At 70.1% G+C, this 6,784-nt stretch carries 2 protein-coding genes and 1 pseudogene; all 3 read left to right on the top strand.

Features of this window, described 5'->3' with window-relative positions; translation table 11 throughout:
• Positions 1-1,233, top strand: a 1,233-nt coding sequence (locus V7778_RS02675) for a DUF1631 family protein (RefSeq protein WP_335551806.1), incomplete at its 5' end; no start/stop codon positions are given.
• A 203-nt stretch (positions 1,234-1,436) separates the two neighbouring features.
• The gene (smc, locus tag V7778_RS02670; protein ID WP_335551805.1) at positions 1,437-4,958 is read left to right on the top strand and encodes a chromosome segregation protein SMC; all 3,522 of its coding nucleotides are present in this window, start codon (positions 1,437-1,439) and stop codon (positions 4,956-4,958) included.
• Positions 4,959-5,046: 88 nt separating this feature from the next.
• Positions 5,047-6,708: pseudogene (locus V7778_RS02665) on the top strand (PAS domain-containing sensor histidine kinase); the annotation flags it as partial.
• Positions 6,709-6,784: the final 76 nt, after the last annotated feature.

Raw genomic sequence — 6,784 nt, 5'->3', positions numbered from 1 at the left:
TCCGCAGCGGCCGGCGGCGGCGCACACCAGGTCTTCTACCTGCCGCGCCTGCGCGCCGACCTGCCCAGGGGCAGCCTGTCGCGGGGCGATGAAACCACGCTCGACCTGCTGTCGCGCATTTTCGAGACCGTCCTGCTGGACGAGAGCATTCCCCCCGAGACGCGCGGCCTGATCGAATTCCTGCAGGTGCCGGTGCTCAAGGCGGCGCTGCGCGACCGCAGCTTCTTCTTCGAGGAAGCCCACCCGGCGCGGCGCATGCTGGACCTGCTGTCGAAAGCCGGCTGGGAGCAGCCGCAGGGCGCGGACGACCCCTTGCTGCGCGCCATGCGCAGCAGCGTCGGCCGCATCGCCGCCCAGGACCAGCCCGAGTTCGCGGCCGCCGTGGCCGAGCTGGAAGCCGGACTGGCGGCGCGCGAACAGGCCGAGCAGGCGGCGATCGCGGGCCCGATCGCCCAGGCGACCCGGATCGAGAAGCAGGCCGCGGCCCAGCGCAGCGCCCGGCGCGCCATCGCGGTGCGCCTGGCGGGCGAAGAGCTTGCCGCCTTCGTGTCCGGCTTCCTGGAGCAGCGCTGGACCCCGGTGCTGACCTTTGCCTACAGCATCGAGGACAGCAAGCCGGGCGCGGTCGACAACGCCACCCGCGCCATGGACGACCTGGTCTGGAGCGTCAAGCCCAAGGCCACGCAGGAGCAGCGCAAGGCCCTGATCAAGTCGCTGCCCGGCCTGCTCACCACCCTCAACAAGTGGCTGGACGCGGTGCGCTGGCAGGATGCCGAGCGCCTGCAGTTCTTCGCCGAACTGGCCGAATACCACGCTTCCATCGTGCGCGCCCCGATCGAGGTCTCGCCCGAGCGCCAGCTGGAACTGGCGGTCGAAGCCGCCCAGCAGGACGCGCTGCGCCGCATCGCCCGCGAGCAGGCCGAGGCTGCCGGCCTGGAGGCCGAGGAGGCCGACCCGGCCGCGGCCGCGCTGGCGGCGCTGGAACGCGGCATGCGCCTCGAGTTCTCCGGTGGCGGCGGCGTGCGCAAGGTCAAGCTGGCCTGGGTCAGCCCGCTGCGCAGCCTGTTCATCTTCTCCGGCGCCGGGCGCCAGGAAGCGTTCTCGCTGCCCGCCGAGCGCCTGGCGGAAGCCTTCCGCAGCGGCAGCATCAAGGTGCTCGCGCCGGAAGGCGTGGTCGGCCGGGTGCTGAGCGAAGCGGTGGCGGTCAATGATGCCGGCGCCGAGGCAGCGTAGGGTCGGCGGCTGCGCCGCCGACGCGTTCAAGCCACGTCTCGCGGCCCGTGCGCGAGGACGAAGGGGTTAACTATCACCGCGTGGACGGGGGGGGCTACGCGCCCGGCCCACCCTACGTGTTTCCCGGTCAACGATTCTTGCTCATGCAGCAAGCAAGCGATGATATGATGCGGTTTTATCGCTAGCTACACTGCCGAAGGAACGTGCGCCTCTCCTCCATTAAATTGTCGGGATTCAAGTCTTTCGTCGATCCCACCAATTTCCAGGTGCCGGGACAGCTCGTCGGCGTGGTCGGTCCGAATGGCTGCGGCAAGTCCAACATCATCGACGCGGTGCGCTGGGTGCTGGGCGAATCCAAGGCCTCCGAGCTGCGCGGCGAGTCGATGCAGGACGTGATCTTCAACGGCTCCACCCACCGCAAGCCGGCCGGGCGCGCCTCGGTCGAACTGGTGTTCGACAACAGCGCCGGCAAGGCGGCCGGGCAGTGGGGCCAGTACGCCGAGATCGCGGTCAAGCGTACCCTGACGCGCGACGGCACCTCCACCTACTACATCAACAGCCAGCCGGTACGCCGGCGCGACATCCAGGACATCTTCCTCGGTACCGGCCTGGGGCCGCGCGCCTATGCCATCATCGGCCAGGGCATGATCGCCCGCATCATCGAATCGCGCCCGGAAGAACTGCGCGTGTTCCTCGAGGAAGCCGCGGGTGTCTCCAAGTACAAGGAGCGCCGCCGCGAGACCGAGAACCGCCTGTCCGACACGCGCGAGAACCTGCTGCGCGTCGAAGACATCCTGCGCGAACTGAACGCCAACCTGGACAAGCTCGAAGCGCAGGCGGCGGTGGCCAACCGCTTCCACCAGCTGCAGGCCGACCAGGAGGAAAAGCAGAAGCTGCTCTGGCTGCTGCGCAAGAACGAAGCCAAGGCCGAGCAGGTCCGCTTCTTCAAGGAGATGGAGGAAGCCCAGACCGGCCTCGAGGAACAGACGGCCAAGCTGCGCAGCGTGGAACTGGACCTGGAGCACATGCGCCAGTCCCACTTCGCCACCGGCGACCGCCTGCACCAGGCGCAGGGCGCGCTGTACCAGACCAATTCCGAGATCGGCAGCCTGGAGGCCCAGATCAAGTTCGTGGTCGAATCGCGCACGCGCCTGCAGAACCAGCTCGGCAGCCTGAGCGCCCAGCGCGACCAGTGGCTGGCCCAGGAGCAGGAAACCCGCGAGCAGCTGGAGGAAGCCGAGATGAACCTCGAGGAACTGGCTGCGCGCGCCGAAGGCGCCCAGATCGCGGTCGAGGTTCATAACGAGCGCTTGCCCGAGCTCGAAAGCGCCTGGCGCGCGGCCCAGGAAAAGTCGACGGAATCGCGCGCCCGCATCATGCAGGTGCAGCAGCGCATCGAACTGTCCTCGGCCCACCAGCGCAACGCCGCCGGCATCCTGACTAATCTGGCCGCGCGGCGCGAGCGCCTGCAGCAGGAACGCAACGGCCTGAACCTGCCCGACAGCGCCACCCTCGACAACCTGCGCATGCAGCTCGAGGAAAAGCAGCTGGCCCTGGAAGAGCAGACCATGCTGCTGGACGACGCCACGGCGCGCCAGGACGCGGTGGAGCAGGAGCGCAAGGACGCCCACGCGCAGGTCCAGGGCGAAAGCGCCGCCAGCGCCCAGCTGGAAGCGCGCCTGCAGGCCCTGCGCCAGATGCAGGACCGGGTGCAAACCCAGGGCAAGGTCCAGCCCTGGCTGGAAAAGCACGAGCTGTCGAAGCTGCCGCGCCTGTGGCAGAAGCTCGACATCGACGAGGGCTGGGAGACCGCCCTCGAAGCCGTGCTGCGTGAACGCTCGAACGCGCTGGAGATGTCGAACATCGACTGGGCCAAGGCCTTCTTCGGCGATGCGCCGCCGGCGCGCCTGGCGCTGTATGCGCCGCAGCCGGGGGCGCCCGCGGCCGCCGAGGTGCCAGGACTGAAGCCCCTGGCCAGTTTGCTGCGCCTGAACGACCCCGGCGTGCGCGGCGTCCTGAACGACTGGCTGCACCATGTGTTCGTGGCCGAGCATACGGCCGACGCCTTTGCCGAACGCGGCCGCCTGCCGCAAGGCGGCAGCTTCGTCACCCGCCAGGGCCACATCGTGACCCGGTCCGCGGTGCGCTTCCACGCGCCGGACGCCGAGCAGGACGGGATGCTGGCGCGCCAGCACGAGATCGACAACACGACCAAGCAACTGCGCGCCCAGGCCTTGCTGGCGGACGAGGCGCGCGCCCGCGCCGTCCGCGCCGACGCCGCCGTCACCGACCTGTCGCGCCGCCTGCAGGATGCGCGCCAGCGCGTGGGCAGCCTGACGCGCGAGGTGCATGCGCTGCAGATCGAGGTGCTCAAGCAGAGCGAGATCGAAGCCCGCTTCAACCAGCGCAGCGGGCAGATCGCGGCGGATCTCTCCGAGATCGCCGCCCAGGAAGCCGAGCAGCGCCAGGCCGCCGCCGAGGCGGAGCAGGAATTCGAGCAGCTCGACATGGAACTGGCCGAGCTGCAGGGCGCACACGAGGACGGCCAGACCGCCTTCCTCGAGCGCGAACAGATGCTGGCCCAGGCGCGCGAGAAACTGCGGGAGCTCGAACGCAGCGCCCAGGAAGCCCAGTTCGCGGAGCGCTCGCAGCGCGCCCGCATCGAGGAGCTGCGCCGCACCATCGCCACCGCCGCCACCCAGGCGGAGCAGGTGGCCGCCAGCCTGGCCCAGGGCCGGCTCGAACTCGACGCGCTGGAAGCCGGCACCGCCCACGAGGGCCTGCAGGCGTTGCTGGACCGCCGCAGCGCCCAGGAGCGCGCCCTGGCCGACGCGCGCCATGAACTCGACCAGATCACCCAGCAGCTGCGCCACGCCGAGGAAAGCCGCATGCAGGCCGAGCGCAGCCTGCAGCCGCAGCGCGACCGCATCACCGAAATGCAGCTCAAAGAGCAGGCCGCGCGCCTGAACCAGGAGCAGTTCGCGGAAGCCCTGGCCGCCACCGGCGCCGACGAAGCCGCTGTCGCCGCGCTGGCCGAAAAACTCGACCCGGAGATGAAACCGTCCTGGCTGCAGGGCGAGGTCACGCGCCTGACGAATGCGATCGCCTCGCTCGGCGCCGTCAACCTGGCGGCGGTCGAGGAACTGGCCACGGCCACCGAACGCAAGCGCTTCCTCGATTCCCAGAACGCCGACCTGCAGGAAGCCATCGCCACCCTGGAAGACGCGATCCACCGCATCGACCGCGAGACGCGCGAGCTGCTGCAGGACACCTTCGATCGCGTCAACGGCCACTTCTCGGAACTGTTCCCGATCCTGTTCGGCGGCGGCAACGCCAAGCTGGTCATGACGGGCGACGAGATCCTGGACGCCGGCGTGCAGGTGATGGCCCAGCCGCCGGGCAAGAAGAACGCCACCATCCACCTGCTGTCCGGCGGCGAGAAGGCCCTGACCGCGACGGCGCTGGTGTTCTCGATGTTCCGCCTCAATCCGGCGCCGTTCTGCCTGCTGGACGAGGTCGACGCGCCGCTCGACGACGCCAATACCGAGCGCTTCTGCCGCATGGTCAAGCGCATGTCCGAGCACACCCAGTTCCTCTTCATCTCGCACAACAAGATCGCGATGGAGATGGCCAGCCAGCTGATCGGCGTGACCATGCAGGAGCAGGGCGTATCGCGCATCGTCGCGGTGGACATGGAGTCGGCGGCGGACCTGGCGGCGGCGTGAGCGCGGCCTGAGCTGTCCATGGCAGGCCCGGTCCTGCCGTGTTCGGGTCATTGTTGCGCTGTGCTACACTCGCCGCGGCTCCTCAGCCATGGACCCCACACCACGCACCGCGATGACCGCTGTCTTTCCCCTTTCCGCAGCCCTCCGGGCCGCCCATCAGCTGGCGCAGGATTCGCCCGTGCCGATGGGCGTGGCCGCGCGCGCAGTCGCGGCGATCGTGCCGAATGCCGCCCTGCGCGCGCCGCATGCCGCCGACACCGTGGACCTGCCCGGAGGCGGGCGCATGCGCCTGCAGCTGTCGCCCGTGAAGGAGGCGGATGGCGCGATCGCCGGCGCGCTCTGCGTCGGTCAGCCCGCGCGGCAGGATACGCTGGAGCGGCTGGTCGAATCGAGCCTGGTCCGGGTGGTGCGCTACCGCCAGAACGGCGCCGTCGCCGATTGCAACACGGCCTTCCTGGCGATGCTCGGCCTCGAACGCGCCGACCTGGCGCGCGGCTTGTCCTGGCGCGCGCTCACGCCCGACGAATGGGTGGGCGCCGACGAAGCCTCGCTGGTCCAGCTGAGCACGCGCGGTGCGGTTGCCCCGTTCGAGAAGGAGTTCTACCACCGCGACGGCTCGCGCGTGCCCGTGTACGTGGGGGCCGCCGCCGACGAGGACGACCGCAGCCGCGGCGTCGCCTTCGTGCTCGACATCTCGGCCATGCGTCATGCCGAGCGCGCCTTTGCCGACATCGAGGCCAAGTTCAAGGCGATCACCAACGCCATGCCGCAGATGGTCTGGTCGACCCTGCCGGACGGCTTCCATGACTACTACAACGACCAGTGGTATGCGTTCACCGGCGTGACGCCCGGCGAGACCGACGGCGAGCGCTGGAACGGCATGTTCCACCCCGACGAGCAGGGCCTGGCCTGGGAAAAATGGCGCCATTCGCTCGCCACCGGCGAGCCCTACGAGGTCGAATACCGCCTGCGCCACCACAGCGGCGCCTGGCGCTGGGTGCTGGGACGCGCGCTGCCGGTGCGCGGCGAGGGCGGCGCGATCCGGCGCTGGATGGGCACCTGCACCGACATCCATGAGCAGAAGCTGACCCAGGACGCGCTGCGCGAGGCCGACCAGCGCAAGGACGAATTCCTCGCCATGCTGGGCCACGAGCCGCGCAACCCGCTGGCGCCGTTCCGTACCGCGGCCTCGCTGCTGCCGCTGGCCAAGGGCGCCCCCGCGCGCATCGAGCACATCGGGCGCGTGATCGCGCGCCAGACCGCCCACATGACCGGACTGATCGACGACCTGCTCGACGTGTCGCGCGTCACGCGCGGCATGATCACCCTGGAGCGCGAGGACATCGCCCTGCGCCCGCTGGTGGACGAGGCGGCCGAGCAGGCGCGCCCCCTGGTCGAGGCGCGTTCGCATCTGCTGGCGATCGCCGACGAGGCGGGTTACGCGATGGTGCACGGCGACCGCAAGCGCCTGGTGCAGGTGCTGTCGAACCTGCTGTCCAACGGCGCCAAGTACACGCCGGCCGGCGGGCGCATCGAACTGGCCATGCGGATCGACGGCGATGTCGCCGAAATCGCGGTGCGCGACAACGGCATCGGGATGGCGCCCGAACTGGTCGCCAGCGCCTTCGATCTGTTCCGCCAGGGCAAGCGCACGCCCGACCGCTCACAGGGCGGCCTCGGCATCGGCCTGGTGCAGCTGCACGGCGGCCAGGTCGCCGCCCGCAGCGAGGGTGAAGGGAAGGGCAGCGAGGTCGTGGTCCGGTCCCGCTGCACCTGCCGCTCGCGTCGGCAGGCGCGGCGGGACCGGACGCGCAAGCCATTCCGGC

The organism is Massilia sp. DD77 (assembly GCF_036961685.1).
GTDB lineage: Bacteria > Pseudomonadota > Gammaproteobacteria > Burkholderiales > Burkholderiaceae_D > Telluria.
Note: the sequence above shows the minus strand (reverse complement) of the source record. Positions and strands in the feature narration are given on the sequence as shown.